This is a genomic window from Rubellimicrobium thermophilum DSM 16684, assembly GCF_000442315.1.
GTDB classification, from domain to species: Bacteria; Pseudomonadota; Alphaproteobacteria; order Rhodobacterales; family Rhodobacteraceae; genus Rubellimicrobium; species Rubellimicrobium thermophilum.
Map to the genome: position 1 here is coordinate 117,354 of NZ_KE557322.1, position 26,531 is coordinate 143,884.

17 protein-coding genes and 9 pseudogenes are annotated in these 26,531 nt (G+C 71.1%); 16 read left to right on the forward strand and 10 right to left on the reverse strand.

The features are described 5' to 3' along the window. Window positions 1–4: 4 nt before the first annotated feature. From RUTHE_RS10150 to RUTHE_RS10160, 3 genes are read right to left on the reverse strand one after another with little or no spacing between them, the layout of a single operon-like run. Window positions 5–661: a Smr/MutS family protein gene (locus RUTHE_RS10150; protein ID WP_021098311.1), complete on the reverse strand. Its 657-nt coding sequence runs from the start codon at window positions 659–661 to the stop codon at window positions 5–7. After that, window positions 658–1,578 (reverse strand): murein transglycosylase A, encoded by a 921-nt coding sequence (gene mltA, locus RUTHE_RS10155; RefSeq protein WP_021098312.1) that lies wholly within the window; start codon window positions 1,576–1,578, stop codon window positions 658–660. The genes RUTHE_RS10150 and mltA overlap by 4 nt, the downstream gene beginning before the upstream one ends. Continuing rightward, the gene (locus tag RUTHE_RS10160) at window positions 1,575–2,237 is read right to left on the reverse strand and encodes a Tim44/TimA family putative adaptor protein (RefSeq protein WP_021098313.1); all 663 of its coding nucleotides are present in this window, start codon (window positions 2,235–2,237) and stop codon (window positions 1,575–1,577) included. Before RUTHE_RS10160 ends, mltA begins: the two co-directional genes overlap by 4 nt. Before the next feature lie 174 nt (window positions 2,238–2,411). Here RUTHE_RS10160 and RUTHE_RS16110 point away from each other — a divergent pair. Both RUTHE_RS16110 and secB read left to right on the forward strand, forming a co-directional pair. Continuing rightward, window positions 2,412–2,899 (forward strand): annotated as a pseudogene (locus RUTHE_RS16110) (FxsA family protein). A gap of 296 nt (window positions 2,900–3,195) precedes the next feature. Continuing rightward, a complete protein-coding gene (gene secB, locus RUTHE_RS10170; protein WP_051150456.1) occupies window positions 3,196–3,699 on the forward strand; it encodes a protein-export chaperone SecB in 504 nt (167 codons plus the stop codon). A gap of 16 nt (window positions 3,700–3,715) precedes the next feature. On the opposite strand, the gene dnaQ is transcribed toward secB, so the two are convergent. The 4 genes and pseudogenes from dnaQ to RUTHE_RS10190 form a co-directional block, all read right to left on the reverse strand. Beyond that, a complete protein-coding gene (gene dnaQ, locus RUTHE_RS10175) occupies window positions 3,716–4,423 on the reverse strand; it encodes a DNA polymerase III subunit epsilon (protein ID WP_021098316.1) in 708 nt (235 codons plus the stop codon). Further along, on the reverse strand, window positions 4,423–5,031 hold the full coding sequence (gene coaE / locus RUTHE_RS10180) for a dephospho-CoA kinase (RefSeq protein ID WP_281167468.1): 609 nt from the start codon (window positions 5,029–5,031) through the stop codon (window positions 4,423–4,425). Before coaE ends, dnaQ begins: the two co-directional genes overlap by 1 nt. A gap of 20 nt (window positions 5,032–5,051) precedes the next feature. Further along, a pseudogene (locus RUTHE_RS10185) lies at window positions 5,052–5,891 on the reverse strand (shikimate dehydrogenase). Beyond that, window positions 5,888–6,499, reverse strand: a complete 612-nt coding sequence (locus tag RUTHE_RS10190) for a Maf family protein (protein ID WP_342662232.1) — start codon at window positions 6,497–6,499, stop codon at window positions 5,888–5,890. The pseudogene RUTHE_RS10185 and the gene RUTHE_RS10190 overlap by 4 nt, the downstream one beginning before the upstream one ends. Before the next feature lie 357 nt (window positions 6,500–6,856). Here RUTHE_RS10190 and hemJ point away from each other — a divergent pair, with 357 nt between their 5' ends. The 7 genes and pseudogenes from hemJ (at window position 6,857) to RUTHE_RS18635 (ending at window position 14,255) form a co-directional block, all read left to right on the forward strand. Next, complete coding sequence (gene hemJ / locus RUTHE_RS10195; protein WP_040645696.1) at window positions 6,857–7,297, forward strand: protoporphyrinogen oxidase HemJ; 441 nt, start codon at window positions 6,857–6,859, stop codon at window positions 7,295–7,297. A 173-nt stretch (window positions 7,298–7,470) separates the two neighbouring features. Then, complete coding sequence (rho, locus tag RUTHE_RS10200) at window positions 7,471–8,742, forward strand: transcription termination factor Rho (RefSeq protein WP_021098321.1); 1,272 nt, start codon at window positions 7,471–7,473, stop codon at window positions 8,740–8,742. After that, window positions 8,735–10,060, forward strand: coding sequence for a tRNA uridine-5-carboxymethylaminomethyl(34) synthesis GTPase MnmE (gene mnmE / locus RUTHE_RS10205; protein WP_021098322.1), 1,326 nt, complete (start codon window positions 8,735–8,737; stop codon window positions 10,058–10,060). Before rho ends, mnmE begins: the two co-directional genes overlap by 8 nt. Before the next feature lie 4 nt (window positions 10,061–10,064). Continuing rightward, window positions 10,065–11,942, forward strand: a complete 1,878-nt coding sequence (gene mnmG / locus RUTHE_RS10210) for a tRNA uridine-5-carboxymethylaminomethyl(34) synthesis enzyme MnmG (RefSeq protein ID WP_021098323.1) — start codon at window positions 10,065–10,067, stop codon at window positions 11,940–11,942. Then, window positions 11,939–12,573: pseudogene (gene rsmG, locus RUTHE_RS10215) on the forward strand (16S rRNA (guanine(527)-N(7))-methyltransferase RsmG). The gene mnmG and the pseudogene rsmG overlap by 4 nt, the downstream one beginning before the upstream one ends. Further along, window positions 12,566–13,359 (forward strand): annotated as a pseudogene (locus tag RUTHE_RS10220) (ParA family protein). The pseudogenes rsmG and RUTHE_RS10220 overlap by 8 nt, the downstream one beginning before the upstream one ends. A gap of 12 nt (window positions 13,360–13,371) precedes the next feature. Beyond that, window positions 13,372–14,255: pseudogene (locus RUTHE_RS18635) on the forward strand (ParB/RepB/Spo0J family partition protein). Here the strand turns inward: RUTHE_RS18635 and ubiB are convergent. Both ubiB and ubiE read right to left on the reverse strand, forming a co-directional pair. Continuing rightward, window positions 14,252–15,775: a 2-polyprenylphenol 6-hydroxylase gene (gene ubiB / locus RUTHE_RS10230; protein WP_021098329.1), complete on the reverse strand. Its 1,524-nt coding sequence runs from the start codon at window positions 15,773–15,775 to the stop codon at window positions 14,252–14,254. The pseudogene RUTHE_RS18635 and the gene ubiB overlap by 4 nt on opposite strands. Further along, window positions 15,776–16,480, reverse strand: a complete 705-nt coding sequence (gene ubiE, locus RUTHE_RS10235) for a bifunctional demethylmenaquinone methyltransferase/2-methoxy-6-polyprenyl-1,4-benzoquinol methylase UbiE (protein WP_051150458.1) — start codon at window positions 16,478–16,480, stop codon at window positions 15,776–15,778. A gap of 327 nt (window positions 16,481–16,807) precedes the next feature. On the opposite strand from ubiE, the gene mutM reads away from it, so the two are divergent. The 7 genes and pseudogenes from mutM (at window position 16,808) to gyrB (ending at window position 25,787) form a co-directional block, all read left to right on the forward strand. Beyond that, the gene (mutM, locus tag RUTHE_RS10240; protein ID WP_021098331.1) at window positions 16,808–17,680 is read left to right on the forward strand and encodes a bifunctional DNA-formamidopyrimidine glycosylase/DNA-(apurinic or apyrimidinic site) lyase; all 873 of its coding nucleotides are present in this window, start codon (window positions 16,808–16,810) and stop codon (window positions 17,678–17,680) included. A 107-nt stretch (window positions 17,681–17,787) separates the two neighbouring features. Beyond that, entirely contained in the window at window positions 17,788–18,102 is a 315-nt protein-coding gene (gene rpsT, locus RUTHE_RS10245) for a 30S ribosomal protein S20 (RefSeq protein ID WP_021098332.1), read from the forward strand. Window positions 18,103–18,916: 814 nt separating this feature from the next. Continuing rightward, window positions 18,917–20,273, forward strand: a pseudogene (gene dnaA / locus RUTHE_RS10250) (chromosomal replication initiator protein DnaA). Between the two features lie 66 nt (window positions 20,274–20,339). Then, window positions 20,340–21,457 (forward strand): annotated as a pseudogene (gene dnaN, locus RUTHE_RS10255) (DNA polymerase III subunit beta). Window positions 21,458–21,465: 8 nt separating this feature from the next. Beyond that, complete coding sequence (recF, locus tag RUTHE_RS10260) at window positions 21,466–22,590, forward strand: DNA replication/repair protein RecF (RefSeq protein ID WP_040645768.1); 1,125 nt, start codon at window positions 21,466–21,468, stop codon at window positions 22,588–22,590. Window positions 22,591–22,600: 10 nt separating this feature from the next. Continuing rightward, window positions 22,601–23,048: pseudogene (locus tag RUTHE_RS10265) on the forward strand (VOC family protein). 303 nt (window positions 23,049–23,351) lie between these two features. Beyond that, entirely contained in the window at window positions 23,352–25,787 is a 2,436-nt protein-coding gene (gene gyrB / locus RUTHE_RS10270; protein ID WP_021098340.1) for a DNA topoisomerase (ATP-hydrolyzing) subunit B, read from the forward strand. 59 nt (window positions 25,788–25,846) lie between these two features. Here the strand turns inward: gyrB and RUTHE_RS10275 are convergent. Beyond that, window positions 25,847–26,339 (reverse strand): annotated as a pseudogene (locus tag RUTHE_RS10275) (L,D-transpeptidase). Window positions 26,340–26,531: the final 192 nt, after the last annotated feature.

A 26,531-nucleotide genomic window follows, 5' to 3' on the forward strand; every position in this document is an offset into this window, starting at 1 on the left:
CCCCTCAGGCTCCCGGCCCGCCCCTTCCGCGCGCGCGCAGATAGACATAGAGCGCCCCTTCGCCTCCATGCCGGGGATGGGCGGGGGCGATCTGGAGCACCGCATCGCGCGGCGGCGGCAGCATCAGCCAGTGCGGCACCTCGTGCCGCAGGCGCCCGGCCCGGACGGGCAGGGGCGGCAGATCGTCCCGCCCCCCGCCGCGCCCCTTGCCGGTGATGACGAGGACAAGCCGCCGTCCCCGTGCCTGCGCCCCGAGCAGGAAGGGAACCAGCGCCGCATGCGCCTCGGCGGCGGTCATCCCGTGCAGGTCGATCCGCGCCTCGGGGCGGAGCTTGCCGCGGCGCATCCGCGCATGCAGACCGGCATCCATCCGCAGCGGAAGCTGTCCGAGACTTTCGACAAGGCCCGGCAGCAGGTCATGGGTTCCGCGATGGTCCGCCTTCTCGCCGATGCGGAAGGGGCGCAGGGGCGGCGGCGGGCCCCCGGCCGGGGAGGATGGCGGCGCAAGGGCCTGCGGCGGCGGCGGATCGGCAAGAGGCCGTGGCGGGGGCGGCGCAGAGGGCGGCGGCGCGGCGGCGCGCCCGGGATGCAGGGGCACCGCGGTGGCGCGCACGCGGTCCCACAGGGCCTGATCCTCGGGCGAGAGCCTGCGCCGCCTCATGGCCTGTCCCTCGGCAGCAGGACCGTCAGGCGTGCCTGCGCCTTCAGCCGTCCCGCCCGTTCGCCCGCCTCCGCGCCCCAGCCAAGGAAGGCATCGGCCCGCCCCGGCCCCCTGATCGCCCCGCCGGTATCCTGGGCGATCATCAGCCGGGGAAAGCCGGGCTCCCCCGCGGCCTCGACCCAGACCGGAGCGCCAAGAGGGACATGGGCGGGATCGACGGCCAGGCTCCGGCCCGGCAGGAGCGGCACCCCCAGCGTCCCGAGCGGCCCCCGATCGGGGGGCAGATCGAGCCAGCGGAAGAACACGACCGAGGGATTCTCTGCCAGCAGGGCAGGCAGTTCCGCAGGATGGGCGGCGGCCCAGGCCCGGATCGCCGGGATCGAAACGGCCTCGGCCGCGATCGCACCGCGCGCAACCAGGATCCGCCCGATCGAGCGATAGGGATGCCCGTTCTGGCCGGCATAGCCGATGCGGCGCACGGCACCGTCCGGCAGACGCAACCGCCCCGAGCCCTGCACCTCGAGCAGGAAGGCCTCGAGCGGATCGGCCGCCCAGGCCAGCGCGTGCCGGGCCAGGGCCCCGGCCATGACGGCGGCGCGGTCCGCAAAGGGCCCGTCGCCCGGCGGCCGCCCAAGCAGCGGCACGGCAAAATCCGGCGAGGGGGCGAGGGCGGCGGCGATCTCGGGCTCCCAGTAGCCGGTGAGCAGGCCCGTCACCGGCGCCGTGGGGACAAGGCGGCGCTCGAAGGCGAGGCGTGCCGCCTCTCCGTCATGTGCAGCGTCCCCCCCTTCGTCCCCTTCTGCCAGGGCGACCCAGGGCGGCCCCGCTGCGACGGCCGAGGCCCGGAAGGCAGCCCAGGCGGCGGCGTGATCCTCTCCCTCCCAGCCGGGGGGCCAGCCGGGGGACGAACGGTTCATTCGCCGGTGGCGACAAGGATCCAGTTGGGATCGGGCGATCCCATCACGCGCGCGAAGGTCCAGACATCGCGCTGGCGGCGGATCTCGGTGGGCGATCCCTCGACCACGGCGCCCGTCGCATCGCGCACGACCGAGGTCAGTTCGCCGGTGAAGCGGACGGTGATCTCGCCTTCGCGGGTGCTGCGGTCATAGGTCGCATCCTTGATGCCCAGATCGGACAGGCCGACGAAGGTCGCCTCCACCTTGAGGCCCCGGGACCGGCGCTCCTCGACGACGCGGACCATGGCCTCATGGACCTCGGGGGCGATGAAGGGTCGGACGGGATCCAGATCGCCGCGTTCGAAGGCCATCAGGATCATCTCGTAGGCGGCGCGGGCGCCCTGGAGGAATTCGCGGACCGAGAAAGCCGGATCGGCCGCCTTCATCGCGGCAAGGGCGCGGGCGGCGTCGCTGTCCTCGGGGACATGGTCGGTGATGTCGCGGTCGGGGCGGCCCTCGATGACCTCGAGCTCGGGACGACTGCGACGGGCAGCCTGAGGCGGCAGGGGCGGCGGGGTCTTCTCGAAGCCCTCGCGCGTGCCCAGCACGCTCCGCAGGCGCAGGATCAGGAAGATGGCGATCCCGGCAAGGACGAGGAGCTGGAGGATGGGCGAGTTCATGGCGTCCTTTCGGCTCGGGGCATGGAAGCTGGCAGGGCGGGATCGGACTTCCTATGTATGGTTCCTGTCCGGCCAAGTCCACCTCGGGAGGGGGGAAGACGGCGGGATGCCCGGCGGGGAAGGACCGCCGGGAACAGGCGACGGGACGAGACGGACGAGACGGAGGGCAGGACGATGATTCGCGTGACGGCCGTGGCCTTGGTCCTGCTCGAGATCGCGGGCTTCGTGATCCTGGGACAGCGGATCGGCGTGTGGGGCGTGCTCGGGCTCGTCCTGCTGGGCGCAGCGACAGGGATCCTGCTGCTGCGTGCGGGCGGCGGGGCCGCGCTGATCGAGGTGCGCCGGGCGATGGCGCAGGGCCGCGATCCCGGACCGGCGATCGCCCGGGGCGGTTCCGGATGCTGGCGGGCCTGCTGCTCCTGCTGCCGGGATTCGTCAGCGATCTGGCGGCCATCGCGCTGCTGCTGCCGCCGGTCCAGCGCGGGGTGCTGCGGGCGCTGACCGCGGGGGGGTTCGTGCGGGCGGCAGGGCGCCCCGCCGACCGGGCCGACCGGCCGGCTTCGCGCGCGTCTTTCCGTGCCGGGATTCCCGAGGCCGACTGGGAGGAGATCCCCCCGCCCAAGCGTCCGACGCATCGGCCCTCGGGCTGGACACGGCACTGACGGCCGCCCTCCGGCCGGGGCCGGCAGAGCCGGTGCCGCCGGCGGACCGGTTGAGCCCTTCGGCCGCGGATGCTAGGGCTGGCCCCGCACGCAAGGCGGCCGCGCCAGAACCGCCCAGAACCGCCCAGAACCGCGATGCCGGAGGGAGACCGATGCCAGACACGCCCGACAACCCCACCGGGGGCCCCGCCGCGCCTGCCCAGGGGGCCGCACAGGGGGCCGCACAGGGGGCTGCACAGGGGGCTGCACAGGGGGCCGCACCGGGCTCGGCCCCGGGGACGGGCCAGGTCCCGCGCGTGAGCACGCGCATCCTTGCCCAGTACATCCGCGATCTCAGCTTCGAGAATGTGCTTGCCCGCAAGGGCGTGCAGGGCGAGGTGACCCCCGAGGTGCAGGTTCAGGTCGCGCTCGATGCCAAGAAGCGCAGCATTCCCGGCCAGTACGAGGTGGCCACCAAGCTGACCGCCACCTCGAAGACCCGCGCCGCGGGCGAGGTGCTGTTCGTGCTCGAGGTGGATTATGTGGGTGTCTTCGAGATCCAGGGCGTGCCCGAGGATCAGCTTCACCCCTATCTGCTGATCGAATGCCCGCGCCTGATCTTCCCCTTCCTGCGGCGCATCGTTTCGGATGTCAGCCGCGACGGGGGTTTCCCGCCGCTCAATCTCGACATGATCGACTGGGTGCAGCTCTATCGCGCGGACATCGCCCGCCGCGCCCAGCAGGCCCAGCAAACCCAGCAGGCCCAGGGCCAGCAGGGCGGGGACGCTGCCCCCGCCGCCGCCCCGCGGCTCGACGCCTGATCCGCGGCAGCCGGCCTCAGCCGCGCAGCCAGAGCGCAGAGGGGCCCATCGCCTCCACGAAGGCGCGATGGGCCTCGGCCTCGGCCTCGGTCAGGCGCGGGGGCAGCGGCCGGGGCCGGCTCCGGCGTCCGCTGCCGCCGGGGTCCGCCTCCGGCCGGGCGGCGGCGGACAGCGCCAGGGGACGGGGCGCCGCCTCGATGGCCAGCCCCGGCTGGCGCCCGCCGATCAGCTCCAGATAGACCTCGGCCAGAAGCTGGCTGTCGAGCAGCGCCCCGTGGAGGGTGCGGCCCGAATTGTCGATCCCGAAGCGGCGGCAGAGCGCATCGAGCGAGGCCGAGGCCCCCGGAAAGCGCCGCCGCGCCAGGGCCAGCGTGTCCAGGGCTCGGTCCTCGGAGAAGGGCGGATGACCGAGCCGCCCCAGCTCCCAGTTGAGAAAGCGTAGATCGAAGGCGGCGTTGTGGATGACCAGCCGCGCCTGCCCGACAAAGCGCAGGAACTCCTCGGCGATATCGGCAAAGACGGGCTTGTCGGCCAGGAAGTCGTCGGACAGGCCATGAACGGCGAAGGCGTCCTCGGGCATCGGCCGTTCGGGATTGATGTAGACATGGAAGGTCTGACCGGTGGGCAGATGGTTGATCAGCTCGATCGCGCCGATCTCCACGATCCGGTCGCCGGCTTCGGGATCGAAGCCCGTCGTCTCGGTGTCGAGCACGATCTCGCGCATCATCGCTCTCCTGCCTTGCCTTGCGCCCTTGCGGCCTGCCTTGCGGCGATGGCGGCCAGGATGTCCTGCACCGCCTGCCGCGCGGCCTCGAATGTCGTGCCGGGGATCACCCAATCGGCCCGGGCGCGCTTCTCGGCATCCGGCATCTGCCGGGCGAGCAGGGCCTCGATCGCGGCCTCTTCAAGCCCCCGGGCCCGCAACCGCGCGCGCTGGACCGCTGCAGGGGCCGAGACCACCGCCACCCCGTCGCAGAGGGCATCGAGCCCCGTCTCGTAGAGCAGCGGCACCTCGAGCACCGCCACCCCCCCTGTCTGCAGCCCGGCCAGGAACCGCTCCCGGTCCTGGGCCACAAGGGGATGGACGGCCGCCTCGATCCGGGACCAGAGCGCCGGATCAGCCGTCAGCGCGGCGCGCAGCCGGCCGCGGTCCACGGCGCCTTCGCGGACGGCATCGGGCCGCAGCGCGGCGATCAGGGGAACCGCCGCCCCGCCCGGCGCATAGAGCCGATGAACGGCGGCATCGGCATCCCAGACCGCGCAGCCCGCCTCGCGCAGCATCGCCGCCGCCGTCGTCTTGCCCATGCCGGCCGATCCGGTGAGGCCGAGCACGAAGGGCCGTCCCGTCCCCGTCACGCCAGCACCGCGCGGCGCAGATCCTCGTCCACCGCGGGGCGGATGCCCCACCAGGCCTCGAAGGCGGGCACCGCCTGATGGAGCAGCATCCCCAGCCCGTCCACGGCGACGGCGCCGGCGGCCCGCGCCTCGGCCAGAAGGCGCGTCTCGAGCGGCGCATAGACGAGATCGACCACGACCTGACCGGGATGCAGCCCGTCCAGCGGCACGCGGAAGGCGGGCTTGCCCATCATCCCGAGCGAGGTCGCGTTGACGACCAGCACCCCTTCCTCGACGGCATTGCCGGCGCCGGACCCCAATCGAGGACGCGGATGCGCGGCCCCCGATTCGGCCTGCGCCGCGCAGCCAGCGTCTCGGCCGCCTCGCGGGTGCGGTTGGTGAGGATCACTTCGGGCACGCCGGCCTCGAGCAGGGCATCGAGAACCGCCCGCGCGCCCCCCCCGGCGCCCGAGGACCGTCGCCGGCCCGGCCGCCGGATCCCAGTCCGGCGCCCCCTGGCGCAGGGCGCAGAGGAATCCTTCCCCGTCGGTATTGTCGGCAAGGATGCGGCCGTCGCGAAGGATCAGGGTGTTCGCCGCCCCGATGCGGCGGGCCCGCGCCGTCACCTCATCGGCCAGCGCCAGCGCCGCAACCTTGTGCGGCACCGTCACATTGACCCCGACAAAACCCATCCGCGGCAGCATGCGCACCACCGCCTCGAGATCCGCCGGGGCGACCTCGATCGCGACATAGTCACCGGGCAGCCCGTGCCGGGCCATCCAGTGACGGTGCAGACGGGGCGAGCGGGAATGGGCAATCGGCTGGCCAAGGACACCGGCAAGCGGATGCGAGGTCATGCGTCAAGGACTCCGCGCTGGATGAGAAAGGTCAGAAGCGGCAGCAGAGGCAGGCCCTGGATCGTCCAGGGATCGCCTTCGACCCGTTCGAAGAGGCGCACCCCCTCGGCCTCGATCCGGTAGGCGCCGACCGAGTGGCGGATCGCCTCCCAGTGGCGGGCGACATGGGCGGCGATGAAGCCCTCGGACAGCGGGCGCATGGTCAATCGTGCCTCGGCGACATGGCGCCAGACCGGCCGGCCCCCTTCGGCCAGCACCGCCGCCGAGACCAGGCGATGGCGCCGACCGGCCAGCGCCGCAATCTGGGCGCGCGCCTCCTCCGGCGTGGCGGGCTTGGAGAACAGCCGTCCCTCGCAGTCGAGGGTCTGATCGGCACCGAGCACCAGCGCCTGCGGATGAGCGGCCGAAACCCGCAGGGCCTTCATCTCGGCCAGGGCATCGGCGATCGCCCGCGCGTCATGACCTTCGGCCAGAAGGGCATCGCGCAGGGCGGCCTCGTCCACACGGGGGCGGACCACCCGGAAAGGCAGCTCGGCGGCCTGCAGCATGGCGGCACGGGCCGCCGAGCCGGAGGCGAGGATCAGGGCTGGGGACGGATCGGTGGACAAGCAGGGGACCGGGGCTGGAGCAGTCAGGGGACAGAACGGGGGAAAAGGCGGGGCTTACCCTGCCCCAGCCGGACGGCGGGGGGAAGGGGGTGGGCGAATCCCCGAGTCCTCCACCCCTCGGACCCCGATTCGCCCACCGCTTCCGGCCCGGCTGTGGACAAGCCCGGCCCCCTCCCCGGCCGCGAGGGATTCGGCCAGCATCCGCACAGGTCTGGCAGCGCCCTTGCAGAACAGCAGGCTGGGGAAGACCCGGTGGACAGGGCCGGGTCATCCCCAGCATCCACAGGCCCAGCCGCCACCGCTTCCCTTTCCTTCGGGAGTCGCGGAAGAGAGAAGAGGCGCCTGCCCGCAAAGGAGATGTTCCCCGTGGATGCCTATCCCTGGATCAAGGCGGCCCATGTCGTGGCGATGGTCGCCTGGATGGCCGGTCTGTTCTACCTGCCCCGCCTGTTCGTCTATCATGCCGAGACCGCCCCGCCCGGATCGCCGCTCGATGCCACCTTCCAGGTGATGGAGCGCCGTCTGCTGCGAGCCATCATGACCCCGGCGATGATCGCCACCTGGATCCTGGGCCTTGTCCTCGTCTGGATGGGGGGTTGGTGGATGGCGGGCTGGTTCCATCTGAAACTGGCCGCGGTGCTGGCGCTGTCGGCCTTTCACGGCTGGTGCGCGGCGCGGCGACGCGACTTTGCCATGGGCCGCAACCGTCGCAGCGGACGGCATTACCGCTTCATGAACGAGGTTCCGACGCTGCTTCTGCTGATCATCGTCGGGGCGGTCGTCGTGAAACCCTTCTGAGGCAGACCCTGCAGACCCCGTTGACCGCTGCCTGCAGGGGCCTTATGTCGAAGGCGCCGCCCGTCCGGGACCGGCACTTCATGATTGTTTCCGTCCCCTCCCGAGGGACTGTCGGACCAGCGCCGCCCCCGGAGTCCCGGCTCTGCGCGGGGCCGCGCGTCATCAGGATCTCCATGACTCAGGATCGTCTCAACCTCGCCGATCTCAAGGCGCAATCGCCCAAGGACCTGCTTGCCCTCGCCGAGGAGCTCGAGATCGAGAACGCCTCGACCATGCGCAAGGGCGACATGATGTTCGCCATCCTCAAGGAACGGGCCGAGGAAGACTGGGTCATCGGCGGGGACGGCGTGCTCGAGGTGCTCCAGGACGGTTTCGGCTTCCTGCGCAGCCCGGAGGCGAACTATCTGCCCGGCCCGGACGACATCTATGTCTCGCCCGAGATGATCCGGCAATACGGGCTGCGCACGGGGGACACCGTCTCTGGCGTGATCCAGGAACCGGGAGAGAACGAGCGGTATTTCGCCCTCGTCTCGGTCGAGAAGATCAATTTCGAGGATCCCGAGCGGGCGCGGCACAAGATCGCCTTCGAGAATCTCACCCCCCTCTATCCCGATCAGCGTCTGCGGATGGAGATCGATGATCCCACGCTCAAGGACCGTTCGGGGCGGGTCATCGACCTCGTGGCGCCGATCGGCAAGGGGCAGCGCTGCCTGATCGTGGCGCCGCCGCGCACCGGCAAGACGGTGCTTCTGCAGAACATCGCCCATTCGATCGAGAAGAACCACCCCGAATGCTATCTCATCGTGCTGCTGATCGACGAGCGGCCCGAGGAGGTGACCGACATGCAGCGCAGCGTGAAGGGCGAGGTGATTTCCTCCACCTTCGACGAGCCGGCCAGCCGCCATGTCGCCGTCGCCGAGATGGTCATCGAGAAGGCCAAGCGCCTGGTCGAACACAAGCGCGATGTGGTGATCCTGCTCGATTCGATCACACGTCTGGGCCGGGCCTACAACACGGTGGTGCCCTCCTCGGGCAAGGTGCTGACGGGCGGTGTGGACGCCAATGCCCTGCAGCGGCCCAAGCGTTTCTTCGGCGCGGCGCGCAACATCGAGGAAGGCGGCAGCCTGACCATCATTGCCACCGCGCTCATCGACACGGGCAGCCGGATGGACGAGGTCATCTTCGAGGAGTTCAAGGGCACCGGCAACAGCGAGATCGTCCTGGACCGCAAGGTGGCCGACAAGCGCACCTTCCCCGCCATCGACATCCTCAAGTCCGGCACGCGGAAGGAGGAGCTTCTGGTGGACAAGGCCGATCTGGCCAAGACCTATGTCCTGCGGCGCATCCTCAACCCGATGGGCACGACCGATGCCATCGAGTTCCTGCTGTCCAAGCTCAAGCAGACCAAGAACAACGCCGACTTCTTCGACAGCATGAATGCCTGACGGGACGGCGCCGGAAGAGGTCCGCCGGGGGGATCCGCCGGCGGACACGATCTTTGCCCCGGCCACGCCGCCGGGCCGGTCGGGAATCGCGGTGATTCGCCTTTCGGGTCCGCGCGCGCGGGAGGCGGTCGAGGCGCTGGCCGGGGGACCGCTGCCGGTTCATGGCCGGGCGCTGCGGATCCTGCGCGATGAGACGGGCGAGCCGCTCGACGAGGCGCTGATCCTGACCTTTGCCGAGGGGCGCAGCTTCACCGGCGAGGAGACGGCCGAGATCCAGGGCCATGGCTCGCCGGCGGCGGTGGCGGCGATCCTGGGCGCGCTCGGGCGCCAGCGGGGGCTGCGGCTGGCTGCTCCGGGCGAATTCGCACAGCGCGCCCTGGCCCATGGCCGGCTGGATCTGGCGCGGATCGAGGGTCTGTCGGCCCTTCTGGAGGCCGAGACCGAGGCCCAGCGCCGCCAGGCGATGCGGGTGTTCCAGGGCGCGCTCGGAAAGCGGGCCGAGGACTGGCGCGAACGACTCCTGCAGGCGGCCGCCCTCACCGAGGCGATGATCGACTTTGCCGAGGAGGACATCCCCGAAGCCCTGCCCGAGATCGCCCGGTTGTGCGGCGAGATCGCCGGCGAGCTGGAGGCCGAGGCCCGCGGGGCCCGTCTGGCCGAGCGGCTGCGCGAGGGCTTCGAAGTTGCCATCGTCGGGCCGCCCAATGCCGGCAAGTCCACGCTGCTCAACCGCCTTGCGGGGCGCGAGGCGGCGCTCGTCTCCGATGTTGCGGGCACCACGCGCGACGTGATCGAGCTGCGCATGGTGCTTGACGGGATGCCGGTGACGCTGCTCGACACGGCGGGCCTGCGCGAGACCGCGGACAGCGTGGAGCGGATGGGGGGTGAGCGGGCCCGGGCCCGGGCCGCGGCCGCCGATCTGCGGGTGCATCTCGTCCTGCCGGACGGGCCGCGGCCGGCCGAGGGGCCGGACGACATCGTGCTGCGCGCGCAGGCGGACCGCCTGGCCGGAGAGGGGCCCGGCATCTCGGGTCTGACGGGCGAAGGGGTAGAGGCGCTGGTGGCCGAGATCGCCCGCCGTCTCTCGGCCCGCACCGCGGCGCTGGGGGCGGGCCTGACCGCACGCCATGCCCATGCGATGGCCGAGGGCGCGGCCGCCCTGCGCGAGGCCGAGGCCCTGGCCCGGGCGGGCGCCGCCCCCGAACTGGCCGGCGAGGCGTTGCGCCGCGCCCTGGCGGCGCTCGATGCCCTTGTGGGCCGGGTCGGGACGGAAGATATACTGGGGGCGATCTTCCAGCGGTTCTGCATCGGCAAGTGAGGCGATGTTTCACGTGAAACAGCCCGAGGGTTCGGATTTCGACGTCGTCGTGGTGGGCGGCGGCCATGCCGGCACCGAAGCCGCCCATGCGGCGGCGCGTCTGGGTGCGCGCACCGCCCTGGTGACGCTGAAGGCCGATGCGATCGGGACGATGTCCTGCAATCCCGCCATCGGCGGCCTCGGCAAGGGCCATCTCGTGCGCGAGGTGGATGCTATGGACGGCGTGATGGGGCGCGCCGCGGATGCCGCCGGCATCCAGTTCCGCCTGCTCAACCGCTCCAAGGGGCCGGCCGTGCAGGGGCCGCGGACGCAGGCCGATCGCCGCCTCTACCGCGAGGCCGTGCAGGCCATGACCCGCGCCTGCGCCGGACTGACCGTGATCGAGGGCGAGGCCGCGGATCTGATCCTCGAGGGCGGACGCGCCGCGGGACTGCGCCTGGCGGACGGATCGGCGATCCGCGCGCGCGCGGTGGTGCTGACCACGGGGACCTTCCTCAACGGCGTCATCCATGTCGGCGACCGTTCCCGCCCCGGCGGCCGCCTGGGCGAGCCGCCCTCGAAGGCACTGGCCGATCGGCTCTACGGCCTCGGCCTGCCGATGGGCCGTCTCAAGACCGGCACGCCGCCGCGGCTCGACGGGCGGACCATCGCCTGGGACCGGCTCGAGATGCAGCCGGGCGACGAGGATCCGGTGATGCTCTCCTTCCTGTCGGAGGGTCCCGTCGTGCCGCAGATCGCCTGCGGCATCACCCGCACCAATTCCGTGACCCATGCCATCATCCGCGACAACCTCCACCGCTCGGCCATGTATGGCGGGCATATCGCCGGGGTGGGGCCGCGCTACTGCCCCTCGATCGAGGACAAGGTGGTGCGCTTTGCCGACAAGGACAGCCATCAGGTCTTTCTCGAGCCCGAGGGGCTTGATGACGACACGGTCTATCCCAACGGGATCTCCACCTCGCTGCCGGCGGAGGTGCAGGAGGCCTATGTGCGCTCCATCGCCGGGCTCGAGCGGGCCGTCATCACCCAGCCTGGCTACGCCATCGAATACGACTATGTGGATCCCCGCGCGCTGACCCCTGCGCTGGCGCTCAAGGCCTTGCCGGGGCTGTTCCTGGCCGGGCAGATCAACGGCACCACGGGCTATGAGGAGGCGGCGGCGCAGGGCCTTGTCGCCGGGCTCAACGCCGCGCGCGAGGCGAAGGGCGAGGGGCCGGTCGAGTTCTCGCGCGCCACGTCCTATATCGGCGTGATGATCGACGACCTCGTGAGCCGCGGCGTGAGCGAACCCTACCGCATGTTCACCTCGCGCGCGGAATTCCGCCTGTCCCTGCGCGCCGACAATGCCGATCAGCGGCTGACGCCGGCGGCGCGGGAATGGGGCCTGGTCGGAGAGGCGCGCTGGGCCGCCTTTGCCGCGAAGATGGAGGCGCTCGAGGCGGCGCGGAGCGATCTGCGCGCCCGCCGCTTCACGGCGCGCCGCCTGCATGCGGCGGGGCTCAACCTTGCCCCCGACGGAGAGACACGGGACGGGCTCGGGGTGCTGGCGCTGGCCGATGCGGGATGGGAGCATCTGGCCGCGCTCGATCCCACGCTGGTCCTGCCGGCCCCCTGGGTGCAGGCCCAGCTCAGGCGCGAGGCGCAATATGCCCAGTATCTCGACCGGCAGGCCCGCGACGCCGAGGCCCTCAAGCGCGAGGAGGCCCGCCGCCTGCCGCCCGATCTCGACTATGCCGCGATTCCGGGCCTGTCCTTCGAGCTGCGCCAGAAGCTTGAGCGGCTGCGCCCGGCGACCCTGCGCCACGCCGCCCAGATCGACGGCATGACGCCGGCGGCGCTGCTGCTGCTGGCGGCCCGGCTCAAGGCGCGGGAGGCGGCATGAACGCCCCGCCGCGCGCGCTTGCGGGGGTTGCTGTGCCCCCCGCCGTGCTGGCGCGGCTCGAGACGCTCGAGGCGCTGGTGCGGAAATGGACGGTGCGCATCAACCTGGTCGCCCCCTCGACGGCGGCCGAGCTCTGGACGCGCCACATCGCCGATTCGGCCCAGCTCTGGCCGCTCGCGCCGCCAGAGGCGCGAACCTGGGTGGATCTGGGATCGGGGGGCGGGTTTCCGGGCCTCGTGATCGCTGCCCTTGCGGCCGGGACGGGCCGCCCCGCCGTCACCCTGATCGAAAGCGACGGCCGCAATGTGCCTTCCTGCGCGAGGCGGCGCGCGCCATGGGGGTGGATGTGACGGTTCTCGACCAGCGGTCCGAACAGGCCCCGCCACAGGGTGCCGAGATCGTCTCGGCGCGGGCGCTCCGCCCCCTGCCGAAGCTGCTGCCGCTGGTGGCCCGCCATCTGGCCCCCGGGGGGACGGCCCTGCTGCCCAAGGGGCGCGGCTGGGCAGCCGAGGTGGAGGCTGCACGGGCGGCCGGATGGCGTTTCGCTCTGGACAGCCGGCCTTCGGCGACCGACCCTGACGCGCGCCTCCTGCGCCTTACCGATCTGGAGTCTGCCCGCACCGATGCCTGAGCCTGCGCGCCGCCCCCGCATCATCGCCATCGCCAACCAGAAGGGGGGCGTGGGCAAGACGACCACGGCGATCAATCTGGGCGCTGCGCTGGCCCGGCGCGAGCGGCGGGTGCTGCTTGTGGATCTCGATCCGCAGGGCAATGCCTCGACCGGGCTCGGCATTCCGCCCGAGGCGCGCGAGCGGACCGCCTATGACCTGCTGACGGGGGGGGCCAGCCCTGCCGAGGCGGCACAGCCGACGGGGGTGCCGGTCTGTCGATCGTCCCGGCCTCGCCCGATCTGTCCTCGGCCGATACCGATCTGGCCGGGCGGCCGGGTCGGGCGGCCCTGCTGCGCGGGGCGCTGCGCCAGCCGGCGATGGACGGGCTCGGCCTCGACTATGTCCTGATCGACTGTCCCCCCTCGCTCAACATCCTGACCGTGAATGCGCTGGTGGCGGCACATGCCGTCCTGGTGCCGCTCCAGTCGGAGTTCTTCGCGCTCGAGGGGCTTTCGCAGCTCATGCTGACGATCCGCGAGGTCCGGCAGAGCGCCAATCCCTCGCTGCGCATCGAGGGGGTGGCCCTGACCATGGTGGACCGGCGCACGACGCTGTCGCAGGCGGTGGAGCAGGACGCGCGCGAGAATTTGGGGGATCTGGTGTTCCGGACGGTGATCCCGCGCAATGTGCGCCTGTCGGAGGCCCCCTCGCATGCCCTGTCGGTGCTGGATTACGATCCCTCCTCGGCAGGGGCGACGGCCTATCGCGCGCTGGCCGAGGAACTGATGTCCCGCGAGACCGCCTGAGGAGGATTGCCCATGGCCGACAAGACGATCCGCCGCGGTCTCGGACGCGGTCTCTCGGCGCTGATGGCGGATCTGGGTGCCCAGGCCGCCGATGGCGCCCCGACCGCCCCCCGCGCCCGATCGGATGCTGCCCGTGGAGGCGATCCATCCCAACCCGGCCAGCCGCGGCGCCGCTTCGACGAGGAGGCGCTGGAGGAGCTTGCCGCCTCGATCCGGCGGCGGGGCATCATCCAGCCGCTGATCGTGCGCCCCCGCCGCGATGGCCGGGGAGGCGAGAGCTGGGAGATCGTCGCCGCGAACGGCGCTGGCGGGCGGCCCAGCGGGCGGGCCTGTCGCTGGTGCCGGTCCTCGTGCGGGACTATTCGGATGCGGAGATGGCCGAGGTGGCGGTCATCGAGAATGTCCAGCGTGCCGATCTCGACCCCATCGAGGAGGGGGCCGCCTATCGTGCGCTGATCGAACGCTTCGGCCATACGCAGGAGCAGGTGGCCGAGGCCCTGGGCAAGAGCCGCAGCCATATCGCCAACCAGATGCGCCTGCTCCAGCTGCCCGAGGAAGTGCAGGCGATGGTGCAGGAGGGCCAGCTGACAGCGGGTCATGTCCGGCCCCTGATCGGTCATCCCCGTGCGGTCGAACTCGCCCGGCGCATCGCCGAACGGCGGCTGAGCGCGCGCGAGGCGGAAAAGCTGGCGAGGGATCCCGATCCGGCCCACCGTGCCGCCGCCCGCCGCGCGGCGCATGATCCCGACACCCGCGCCGTCGAGGAGGACCTGTCGGCGAATCTCGGCATGCCGGTGACGATCCGGCACGGACGGGACGGGGGCGGGCGTCTCACGATCGCCTATCGCGATCTCGACCAGCTCGACGAGCTGCTCGCCCGGCTTTCGGGACGCTAGAGCCCCGCGCCCGCCGCCACCCCCAGCAGCGCGATCGCCCCCCCGAGGCCCATCCAGAGCAGCGGCGCAAGCCGGGATGTCCGCCGTCCCCCATGGGCAGACCGTTCAGGGGTCAGCGCATCCCGGGCGATCTGCGGCAGATGCGGCGACAGGCGGGCCAGGACGCGCGCCGCCCGCCACAGATCGCGCGCGACGGCCTGCGGCCCAAGGCTTGCGCGGATGTAGTCCTCGACCACGGGGGCGGCGGCGCGCCAGATATCCACATGCGGATCGAGCGAGCGGGCCACCCCCTCGACCACCACCATGGTGCGCTGCAGCAGGATCAGCTCGGTCCGGGTCTGCATCCCGAAACGTTCGGTCACCTCGAAGAGATGGGTCAGCAGCCGCCCCATCGAGATGCGGCTGGCATCCATGCCGAAGATCGGCTCTCCCACTGCGCGCAGCGCCTGGGCGAAGGCCTCCACACTGCGGTCCGCCGGCACATAGCCGGCCTCGAAATGGACCTCGGCCACGCGGCGGTAGTCGCGGCGGATGAAGCCCCAGAGGATCTCGGCATAGACGCGGCGGGTGTAGTCGTCGATGCGTCCCATGATGCCGAAGTCATAGGCGACGATTGCCCCGTCGGCGGCGATCTTCAGGTTGCCCTGATGCATGTCGGCGTGGAAATAGCCGTCACGCAGGGCATGTCTGAGAAAGAGCTGGAGCACGCGCTCGGCCAGGGCGGGCAGGTCATGGCCGGCGGCACGGATCGCCTCGGGATCGCCCGCCGGGATGCCGTCCACCCAGTCGAGCGTCATCACGCGCCGCCCCGTTTCGGGCCAGCGCACGGCCGGCACGCGGAAGCCCGCATCCCCGGCGGTGTTGGCCGCGAATTCGGAGGCGGCAGCGGCCTCGAGCCGCAGATCCAGCTCGCCCCGCACCACGCCTTCGAAATGATCCACGACATCGAGCGGGCGCAGCCGCCGGCTGGCGGGGATCAGATCGAGCAGGCGGGCGATCAGGCGCATCCCGTCGATGTCGCGGCGGAAGGCCCGTTCGATCCCCGGGCGCAGGACCTTGACGGCGACCGGCTCTCCGGTGGCGCGCAGCCGCGCCCTGTGGACCTGGGCGAGCGAGGCCGCGGCGACCGGTTCGGAGAATTCGGAGAACAGCGCCTCGACCGGCAGGCCGAGTTCGCGGGCGATGACGGCGCGGGCGGCCTCCTGCGGGAAGGGCGGCAAGCGGTCCTGCAGCAGGCGGAGCTGTGCGGCAAGGCGCGTGCCCACGACATCAGGCCGGGTGGAGAGGATCTGGCCGAACTTGATGAAGGCCGGTCCCATCGCGGTCAGCGCCCGGGCGAGGGGGGGCAGCGCCGGGTCGCCCCGCCGCCCGGCCCAGCGCAAGGGCCAGACCAGCGCCCGCACCGTCCCCCGCAGGAGGGGCGAGGCCCCGAGCGATTCGAGCACGAGCGCCAGCGCCCCCGCCCGTTCGAAGGTCGCGCCCGTGCGGATCAGCTGCGGGATGGCCGAGAGTATGCCCATTCAGATCTTCCAGGCCGAATGCAGGCAGGCCACGCCCATCGTCAGGTTGCGATACCGCGCCCGTTCGAAGCCGGCCGCCCGGATCATCCCGAGGAAGCTCTCCTGATCGGGGAAGCGGCGGATCGATTCGACCAGATAGCGGTAGGATTCGCGATCGCCCGTCACGGCCTGTCCCATCGCCGGGATGACATGGAAGGAATAGAGGTCATAGGCCCGTTCCAGCAGGGGCACGCCGACCCGCGAGAATTCGAGCACCATCAGCCGTCCGCCGGGGCGCAGCACACGGAAGGCCTCGGCCAGGGCGGCTTCGGGGCGGGTGACGTTGCGGATGCCGAAGGCGATGGTCCAGGCGTCGAAGCTGCGGTCCGGGAAGGGCAGCGCCATGGCATCTCCCGCAACCCAGGACAGGCCCGCGATCCCCCGCGCTGCCGCCCGCCGCCGCCCCTCCTCGAGCATCGCAGGCGTCAGATCGAGCACCGTGACGCGCGCCGTCGGAGCCCGGCGGAGGATGCGGAAGGCGATGTCGCCGGTCCCTCCTGCGACATCGAGCACGGCCATGCCGGGGCGCGGGGCGAGCCAGTCCACCGCGGCATCCTTCCACAGCCGGTGCAGGCCGCCCGACATCAGGTCGTTCATCAGATCATAGCGCGAGGCGACGGATTCGAACACGCCGCGCACGCGCCGCGCCTTGTCGGTCTCGGGGATGGTCTCGAAGCCGAAATGGGTGGTGGCGGGGGCCTCTCCGCCCGGGGGCGATTCCCCGGACGATCCTGTGAATGACCCTGTGGATGATCCTGTGGATGACCCTGTGGAGGATTTCCCGTCAGGGGATGAGGGGTCGGCGCCTCCGGCGGCGGTCTGCGCAAGGCGGCGGGGGACGGGCAGGATCGGGAAAGTCGGGCAAGGCTGTCTCCATCCTCCGGTCGGGATCCTCCGGGCGGGACATGGGGCCTTTCGGCCCGCGCGCAAGGCTTGCCCGGTCCGGTTCCGGTCCTTATAGGAGGCCGCCCGCCGCGGAAAGGGAGCCGATCCATGCCCGAGCTGCCCGAAGTCGAGACGGTGCGGCGCGGCCTCCTGCCGGTGATGGAGGGGCGCCGCATCGAGGCCGCCGAGATCCGCCGCGAGGGTCTGCGCCGCCCCTTTCCCGAAGGGCTGGGCCAGCGTCTGACGGGTGCGCGCGTGCTGACGCTCGGCCGGCGGTCCAAGTATCTGCTGATCCATCTTGATCGCGGCGAGACGCTGATCGCCCATCTGGGGATGTCGGGGCGGATGCTGGTAGGGGGGCGCGTGCTGGGCGAATATGTCCACGGCATGGCGGCGGCCGGGGCGGGTGCGGAGGCGCGGGAGGGTTCTCCCCACGATCATGTCGTGCTGCATCTGGAAGGCGGCCTGCGCGTGACCTTCAACGATGCACGCCGTTTCGGCCTGCTCGACCTGTGGCCGACGGCGCGTCTGGAGGAGCATCCGCTGCTGTGCGATCTCGGCCCCGAGCCGCTGGAGGAGGGATTTTCCGGCGCCGTGCTGGCACGGGCTTTCGCCGGGCGACGCGGGCCGGTCAAGGCCGCGCTGCTCGATCAGCGTCTGCTTGCCGGGGTGGGCAACATCTATGCCTGCGAGGCGCTGCATCGGGCGGGCATCCATCCCGCCCGTCCCGCCGGCCGCATCGGACGGGCGCGGCTCGACCGGCTTGCCCAGGCGATCCGCGCCGTGCTCGGGGAGGCGGTGGAGGCGGGGGGCGCCTCGCTGCGGGATCATCGTCGGCCGGATGGCGAGCTGGGCCTGTTCCAGCACGCCTTCCGCGTCTATGGCCGTGCGGGCGAACCCTGCCCGGACTGCGCCACCCCCCTGCGGCGGATCGTCCAGGGGGGGCGGTCCAGCTTCTATTGCCCGCGCTGCCAGCATTAGGCCGGATCGGGGGCGATTCGGCCCCTGGGGGCGGTTGACATGGGCGGCGGCGGCGTCTAGGGACGCGGCCTCAGGTTTCACTCGCCATCCGCGGGATCACAGGACTCATGGCCAACACGCCCCAATCCGCCAAGCGCGCCCGCCAGAGCGTGGCCCGCTATGCGATCAACAAGCAGCGCCGTTCGCGCATCCGCACCTTCCTCCGCAAGGTCGAGGAGGCGATCGCCGCGGGCGATCATGCCCGTGCCCGCGAGGCTCTGCGCGCCGCCCAGCCCGAACTGATGCGCGGTGTCTCCAAGGGGGTCGTCAAGAAGAACACCGCCGCGCGCAAGATGTCCCGCCTGTCGGCCCGGGTGAAGGCGATCGGCCTTCAGGCTGCCGCCCAGCCTGCCGCCCAGCCCGCCGAGCAGTCCGGCGCCTGACCGGGACAGGTCCGGCAGCGCTGCCGGGCCCGGACAGCGTGATCACACAGGGGGCGTGTCCTGCAAGGGCACGCCCCTTTCGCATGCGCCCTGGCCCATGTCCGAGAGGGGCGTCGCCATCCCCTTCCGCGGCTCCCTCCCGCGGTTTGCGTCAGCGGTTTCCGTTCCGGCGCCCCCGTCCGGCGCCCCCGTCCGGCGCCCCCGGCGTCCGCCTGCCGGTTCCCTCCGCATGGGTGGTCCTGCAACTCTTTCCGGCAGCGTCACCGGACTGTCACAGTCCTGTGACGCGACTCGGGCCGACTCTTCAGGATTCGGCCCAAGCCGTCCCTCCCCCCGCTGATTCGCTGTCGCGCGCGGGGTGGTCAAGCGCATTGTCCGGTTGCGGGGCGCCCCCCGTCTTGGAATCCTCTGCGGGCGATTCCGGTCGTTCCTGGGGGAATGAGGAATCGGCGCGATGGTCCCGCTGTCCCGGCCGCTGCCACGGCGAAGGGACGGGGCCCGCAGGCCCGGACCCTGCCAGGTCCGCCCTGCGCCATGAGGCGCCGATCCGCGATGACGGGTCCGCCCTGCCATGGGCGGGCCACGGTTCTGTGCGCCTGCCGCACAGGCCCTCTTTCCCCTCCGGGGCCACGGCACGGGCCGCATGCTTGGCAAGTGGTCCTCCGGGGGGGACCGCGCGGGCCGCCGGCCCGCTTCACGGATGGAGGGCAAGACGATGGCGGATGGCGCAGCAGAATTCGGCTTCCGGGCGGGCCTTGCGGAAGGCGGATTGCACGCTGCACTGGCCGGTGGGACAGCGCCGGCCGGGACCGGACTGTGGGAGCGCGCCCGGACCGCCCTGCGCGACCGCCTCGGGGCGGCCAGCTTCCAGAGCTGGATCGCCCCCTTGCGCCTTGTGACCATCGAGGGCGGCGTTGCCCGCCTCGAGGCGCCGACGGCCTTTCTCGGCTCCTATGTCGCCCGCAGCCTGGGCGAGGAGATCCTGGGTGCCCTTGCCCAGGCCGGCGGCCGGGCTCACCGGATCGAGGTGGCGACGGCCTCTCCCGCTGCCCTGACCGGAGCCGCTGCCGGGGCTGGCCGGGCGGCCGGGATGCCCCCTGCCCCGCCGGCCGCGCTGCGCCCGCCGGCGGAGGAGGAGTGCCGCCTCGATCCGCGCCTGACCTTCGAGCGCTTTGCCGTCGGTGCGCCCAATGCGCTGGCCCATGCCGCGGCCCTGCGGGTCGCCTCGGGCGAGGCAGGCTTCAATCCGCTCTTCCTCCATGGCGGGGTGGGCCTGGGCAAGACGCATCTGCTGCAGGCCACCGCCCATCGGCTGCGCGAGAGCGATCCGGGCTTGCGTGTCCTCTACCTGTCGGCGGAACAGTTCATGGTCCGCTTCGTGACCGCCCTGCGCGAGCGGCGGATGATGGACTTCAAGGCCGCGGTCCGCGCCCTCGATGTGCTGCTTGTGGACGATATCCAGTTCCTTGCCGGCAAGGAATCGACGCAGGAGGAATTCTTCCATTCCTTCAACGCGCTCTTCGATCAGGGCCGGCGCATCGTGCTGTCGGCCGATCGCGCCCCGGCCGAGATCGCCCATCTTGACGAACGCGTGGCCTCGCGCCTGCAGGCGGGACTGGTGGTCCAGATCCAGCCCCCCGACCGAGGCCCTGCGCCTCGCTGTCCTGCGCCTGAAGCTCGAACAGGCGCAGGCCGCCGATCCCGCCCTGCGCATCGGCGAGGAGGTGCTCGAATTCCTGGCCCAGCGCATCACCGCAAGCCTGCGCGTCCTCGAAGGGGCGCTCACCCGGCTCGTGGCGCAGGGCCAGCTCGTGCGGCGCGAGATCACCGTGGAGATGGCGCGCGAGAGCCTGGCCGATCTGCTGCGCGCCGCCGACCGCCGGGTGAGCGTCGAGGAGATCCAGCGCCGCGTCGCCGAACATTACGGCATCCGCCATGCCGATCTGGTGGGGAACCGGCGCCTCAAGGGGTTCGCCCGACCGCGGCAGGTGGCGATGTATCTGGCCAAGGCCCTGACGACGCGCTCGCTGCCCGATATCGGTCGGCGCTTCGGCGGGCGCGATCACACCACCGTGCTGCATGGCGTGCGCCGCATCGAGGCCCTGATGGCCGAGGATCCGCAGCTGGCCGAGGATGTGGCAACCCTGCGGCGGGTGCTCGAAGGGCACTGAGGCCCTTGAGGGATGCGCCGAAGCCTGTCAGGGTCGGCCTCCCGGAGTGGCAAGGGAGAAAGAGGGATGAAGGTCAGCATCGAGCGCGCCGCGCTTGCCCGCGCGGTGGCGCAGGCGCAATCGGTGGTCGAGCGGCGCAACACCATTCCCATCCTTGCCAATCTCCTCATCGAGGCCGAAGGGGATGAGGTCCGCCTGCGGGCCACCGATCTCGATGTGGAGGTGGTGAACCGCGCGCCGGCGCAGGTGGAGCAACCCGGCGCCACGACCGTGGGCGCCGTCATGCTCAACGAGATCGTCCGCAAGCTGCCCGACGGGGCGCAGGTCCTGCTGTCCAGCCAGGGCGGGGGGGGCGGCTGACCGTGGCCTCTGGCCGTTCCACCTTCCATCTGGCGACGCTGCCCCCCGAGGACTTTCCGCAGATGGCCTCGCCCGATTACACCACCGGCTTCGAGGCCCCTGCCCCGCTGCTGCGCCGGCTTTTCGACAAGGCGAAATTCGCCATCTCCACCGACGAGACGCGCTATTACCTCAACGGTGTCTATTTCCACGTCGCCGAGGGCGAGGGGGGACGGCGGTTGCGCGCCGTGGCCACCGACGGACATCGCCTCGCCCGGATCGATGCCGACCTGCCCGAGGGGGCCGACGGCATGCCCGGCGTGATCGTCCCGCGCAAGACCGTGACCGAGCTGCGCAAGCTCCTGGACGAGGATGAGACGATGATCCGCGTCTCCGTCTCGGAGACCAAGATCCGCTTCGAGACGCCCTCGATCCAGCTGACCTCCAAGGTGATCGACGGCACCTTCCCGGATTATGCCCGGGTCATTCCCCAGGCCAATCCCCGGCGGCTCGAGGTGGATGCGAAGGAGTTCGCCGCCGCCGTGGACCGTGTGGCCACCGTCTCTTCCGAACGCTCCCGCGCGGTCAAGCTCGCGCTCGAGGAGGACCGCCTCGTGCTGACCGTCAATGCCCCCGATTCGGGCATGGCCGAGGAGGAACTGGCCGTGGCCTATGGCGATGACCGGCTGGAGATCGGCTTCAACGCCCGTTACCTGCTGGAGATCGCCCATCAGGTCGAGCGCGAGAACGCCGTCTTCCTGTTCAACTCTCCGGCCGATCCCACGGTGATGCGCGAGGGCGACGATCCTTCGGCGCTCTATGTCGTCATGCCGATGCGGGTGTGACCGCGGATGTGACCGGAAAGGGAGCGGCCACGCATCTATCCGCCCTCTCCCTGTCGGAGTTCCGCTCGCATGCGCGGGCGCGGCTTCTCCTTGACGGGCGGATCGTGGCGCTCTGGGGGGCGAATGGCGCGGGCAAGACCAATCTGCTCGAGGCCGTCTCGTTCCTGTCGCCGGGACGGGGCCTGCGCGGGGCGGGGGCGGCCGAGCTGGCGCGCCGCGGCGGAAGCGGGGGCTGGCGGGTCGCGGCCATCCTCGAGACGCCCGAGGGCCCGCGCGAGATCGAGACGGGCCTCGATCCTGCCGAGACCTCGCGCCGGGTCCGCCTGGACGGCAAGGCCGCGCTGCAGACCGATCTGGCGCGGCTTCTGCCCGTGCTGTGGCTCGTGCCGGCGATGGACCGGCTCTGGACCGAAGGTGCGGAGGGACGGCGGCGCTTTCTCGACCGCGCGGCGATGAGCCTCTTTCCCGATCATGCCGAGGCCGCGCTGGCCTATGAGAAGGCGCTGCGCGAACGCAACCGCCTGCTGCGGGACGGAGTGCGGGACGGGCACTGGTATGCGGTTCTCGAGGCGCAGATGGCCGGGGCGGGCACGCGGCTGGCGCGGAACCGGGCCGGGACGGTGGCGGTTCTGGCGGCGGCGCAGGCCGAGGCGGAGACGGGCTTTCCGGCGGCCGCCCTGGCCGTGACCTATCCCGGAGAGGCCCCTCCCGAGGACGAGGCGGCCTTTGCCGAGGCCCTGGCGCGTGGCCGGCGGCAGGACATGGCGGCGGGGCGGTCGCTTCTGGGGCCGCATCGCGCCGATCTGGAGGCCGTCTGGGCCGCCAAGGGCGTGGCGGCACGCGACTGCTCCACCGGCGAGCAGAAGGCGCTGCTGCTGTCGCTGGTGTTGGCCAATGCCCGCGCGCTGGCCCGGCGCGGCCGCGCACCGCTGCTGCTGCTCGACGAGGTGGCGGCGCATCTGGATCGGCACCGCCGTGCCGCCCTCTATGACGAACTGGTCGCCCTTCGCCTGCAGGCCTTCCTGACGGGCACCGAGCCTGCGCTGTTTGCGGAACTGGGCGGGATGGCGCAATATTGGGAGGCCGCCGAGGCGGGCGGAACGACCACCCTGACGGAGAGGCGCCCTCCATGAGGATGCATCCATGAGCCGCGACATCCTGCCCGATCAGCGGGTGACCCTGATCACGCTTGGCGTGCGCGACCTCGACCGCGCCAAGGCCTTCTATGCCGCTCTGGGCTGGCATCCCGTGCGCGAGACCGGCGACATGGCGGCCTATCAGCTGCGCGGCGGCGTGGCCTTTGCGCTCTACCGGCTGCACGAGATGGCCCGCGACCAGGGCCGGGAAGAGGGCGATCTGGGGACCGGGGCGGCGGTGCTGTCGCAGAACTTCCATGACGAGGACGAGGTGGACCGTGCCTGGGAACGGGCCATGAAGGCTGGAGCGCGTCCCCTCAAGGCCCCGCAGAGCATGTCCTGGGGGGGGCTATGCCGGGCAGTTCGCCGATCCCGACGGCCATGTCTGGGAGCTGGCGCACAACCCCTTCTGGCCCTTGGGGCCCGATGGCGCGCTGACCCTGCCGACGGGATGAGGGCGGCAGGACGGCCGACGGTCCGGAACGCCCCGTGGGAGAACCGCGCGAGGCGGGGGCTCTGCCCCCGCACCCCCGGGATATTTGAGGTCGGATGAGGAGGCCGGCACGAGGGCGGATTTCATGGCGCTGCGGAAGGACCGGAGGGCGGCGGACCCCTCGCCCGCTTTTCCCGATGCGCCCCGCCTCTGGCATTCCGGCCCCTTGCTTGCCATCTCTGCGAGGGCGGGAAGAGGGGGTGGAGACGTGACATTCCCCCCACCCTCCCCTATAAGACCGCAGGTTTTCCGAAGGGTTCCCCCGATGTCTCCCAAGACCGCCGCCGCCGCGGCCTATGGCGCCGATTCCATCAAGGTTCTCAAGGGACTCGATGCCGTCCGCAAGCGCCCGGGCATGTATATCGGCGATACCGACGACGGTTCGGGCCTCCATCACATGGTCTATGAGGTGGTGGACAACGGCATCGACGAGGTGCTGGCCGGCCACGCCACCGAGGTGCGCGTGCGCATCCATGCCGACAGTTCCGTCTCGGTGCGCGACAACGGCCGCGGCATCCCTGTGGACATCCACAAGGAGGAGGGCATCTCGGCGGCCGAGGTCATCATGACCCAGCTCCATGCAGGCGGAAAGTTCGACCAGAACAGCTACAAGGTCTCGGGCGGGCTGCACGGGGTTGGCGTCTCGGTCGTCAATGCGCTGTCGGACTGGCTCGACCTGCGCATCTGGCGGGACGGCAAGGAGCATTACGCCCGCTTCGAGAACGGCGAGACGGTGATCCCCCTGCATGTCGTGCGCGAGGCGCCCGGCGAGACGGGGACCGAGGTGCGCTTTCTCGCCTCGGCCAAGACGAACCGCCCGGACGGGACCTTCGCCAATCTCGACTACAGTTTCCGCACCCTCGAGACACGCCTGCGCGAGCTCGCCTTCCTCAATTCGGGCGTGCGCATCACGCTCGAGGACAATCGCGGGGCCGAGCTGCAGCGCGTGGAACTCCATTACGAGGGCGGGCTGCGCGAATTCGTCCGGTATCTCGACCGCTCCAAGCAGCCCATGATCCCCGAGCCCATCCATATCCTGGGCGAACGCAACGGGATCGGCGTCGAGGTGGCGATGTGGTGGAACGACAGCTACCACGAAACGGTGCTGCCCTTCACCAACAACATCCCCCAGCGCGACGGCGGCACGCATCTGCAGGGCTTTCGGGCGGCGCTGACGCGGACGCTCACGAAATACGCCCAGGATTCGGGGATCGCCCGCCGCGAGAAGGTGGACTTCACCGGCGACGACGCGCGCGAGGGGCTGACCTGCGTGCTGTCGGTCAAGGTGCCCGATCCCAAGTTCAGCAGCCAGACCAAGGACAAGCTCGTCTCCTCCGAGGTCCGTCCGGCGGTCGAGGGTCTGGTGGGCGAGAAGCTGGCCGAATGGTTCGAGGAAAATCCCCAGGCCGCGAAGGCCATCATCGGCAAGATCGTCGAGGCGGCGCTGGCGCGCGAAGCCGCGCGCAAGGCGCGCGAGCTCACCCGCCGCAAATCCGCCATGGATGTCAACTATCTGGCCGGCAAGCTCAAGGACTGTTCGGAGAAGGATCCGGCGCGTTCCGAACTGTTCCTGGTGGAGGGCGATTCGGCCGGGGGCAGCGCCCAGACGGGACGCGACCGGCGCACCCAGGCCGTGCTGCCGCTGCGCGGCAAGATCCTCAATGTGGAGCGGGCCCGTTTCGACCGGATGCTCAGCTCGCAGGAGATCGGCAATCTCGTGATGGCGCTCGGAACCGGGATCGGGCGCGACGAATTCGACATCAGCAAGCTGCGCTACCACAAGGTCGTCATCATGACGGATGCGGATGTGGACGGCGCCCATATCCGCACGCTGCTGCTGACCTTCTTCTTCCGCCAGATGCCCGAACTGATCGAGAAGGGGCATCTCTACATCGCCCAGCCCCCGCTCTACAAGGTGAGCCGCGGCAAGTCCGAGGTCTATCTCAAGGACCAGGCGGCGCTCGAGGATTACCTGATCAAGCAGGGCGCCGAAGGCGCAGTGCTGCGGCTGGGATCGGGCATGGAGATCGCGGGCGCGGATCTGCTGCGCGTCATCGAGGAGGCGCGCGCGGTCAAGCGGTCTCTCGATGCCTATCCGCCGCATCACAGCCGCCCCATCCTCGAACAGGCCGCCATCGCCGGGGCCTTCCGCACGGGGGCGGTGGATGCCGATCTGCAGGGCGTGGCCGAGCGCGTGGCCCGGCGGCTCGACCGCATCGCCCCCGAATACGAGCGCGGCTGGCAGGGCCGGGTCACGCAGGACCTCGGCATCCGCCTCAGCCGCACCCTGCGCGGGGTGGAGGAGGTGCGCCTGCTCGACGGGGCGATGATGCGCGCCGGCGAAAGCCGCCGCCTCGGCAGCCACAGCGATGCGCTGGCCGAGATCTATGGCGAGCCGGCCACCCTTCTGCGCAAGGATCGCAGCCAGCCGGTCATGGGCCCCCTGGATCTGTTGCGCGCGATTCTCGCCGAAGGCGAGAAGGGCCTCACGCTGCAGCGCTACAAGGGTCTGGGTGAGATGAATCCCGAACAGCTCTGGGAAACGACGCTCGACCCGGAGGCCCGCACCCTCCTGCAGGTGCGCATCGACGATCTGGCCGAAGCAGAGGACATCTTCGCCCGTCTGATGGGCGATGCCGTGGAGCCGCGGCGGGAATTCATCCAGGCCAATGCGCTCGAGGTGGCCCATCTCGATGCCTGAAACGCCAACGCCCCCGGCCGGGCCGGGGGCGCGAGCGATTCCGCCAGGCACCGGCCTTGTCAGATCAGAAGCACCTGCGTGCCGACCTTGGCGAGCTGGAAGAGTTCGGCGATATGTTCGTTGTAGAGGCCGATGCAGCCATTCGACGAACGCCGCCCGATCTTGCGCGTGTCATGCGTGCCGTGGATGCGGTAGTATTGCCAGCTCAGATAGAGCGCATAGGGGCCGAGGGGATTCATCGGATCCCCGCCGGGGACGAATTCCGGCCAGTCCGGGTTGCGCTCGCGCATGGAGGGGGTGGGGCGCCAGGGCGGATTGACGACCTTGTCCACCACCTCGGTCCGGCCAAGCCGGGTCAGTTCCTCGTTGAGGGGAATGGATGTCGGGTAGAGACGGTAGATCGTGCCGTCCTCGCTCCAGAAGTGGAGTGCGCGCGACTGAAGGTCGCACAGGATCGCGCCGTTGGTCAGGCTGCTGAAATGGGGCCGCCAGTCCTGCGCCCGGAAGCTCGAGATGTTGTGGCGCACGGTCGAGGAGACATCCCCCCTCCATCTCTGTCGAATTCGCCTGCTGGGCCAGAGCCGGTGCGGCAAGTCCCGTCGCCCCGGCGGCCAGGGCGCTGCGCCCGTGCCCAGAAGCCGCCGGCGGCTCCAGAGCGAATCGTCTGCCATGCCTCGCCCTCCATGGTCTTGTGGGATTCTGCAGGGTGGTTACAGACAGGCAGGGGGGGGAGTCAATTCAAGC